This window comes from Bacillus sp. YC2 (genome assembly GCF_019891195.1).
GTDB lineage: Bacteria > Bacillota > Bacilli > Bacillales > Bacillaceae > Bacillus.
Genome location: NZ_JAHXDO010000037.1, coordinates 1 through 477, shown reverse-complemented (window position 1 = coordinate 477; position 477 = coordinate 1). Strand labels below are relative to the sequence as shown.

General features: G+C 47.6%; 1 protein-coding gene. It reads right to left on the bottom strand.

All coding sequences use genetic code 11. From position 1 onward, the window contains the following. Positions 1–477 (bottom strand): T7SS effector LXG polymorphic toxin (locus tag KY305_RS19790; RefSeq protein WP_262417896.1); only part of this gene is annotated, 477 nt, incomplete at both ends.

The window sequence follows — 477 nt, the reverse complement described above, 5'->3', positions numbered from 1 at the left end:
GTACGCCTTGGCGTTGTAGTTGATCGGGGTGGCGCTTTTTCCTTTGTCTGTTGCGTTTTGGAGCTGCTGGAAATCTGCTTGGATGAAATGTTCATTTGCTTCGGTTTCTGCGTATTCCGCGGTTAAATCGTGATCCAGTTTGCCGAGTTTATGTATTGTTTCGTTTCTCTTTTTGTCGGCTGATTGGAGCTTGTGATCCACGCTTTCGGTGGAAAAGAGGTCGAGCGAGATGATGTCTTCGATTTCTCCCAAAATAGAGCGCATGTCTTTTTTCTGTTCTTCCATAATCGCCTTTGATTTACTCAGGGCGTGGGTGAGTTCGTGCTCCAGAAAGGATTCTTCCACATGCGAACTGGATAGTCCGGCGTCTTCAACTTTTCCCGCTAGGCTTGTAAGAAATGCGATTTTCATGTCGATCAGTTCGAGCCAGCTGTCCGCGACGCCTGCGTGGTCTTGGAAAAAGGCTTTGATGTTGTC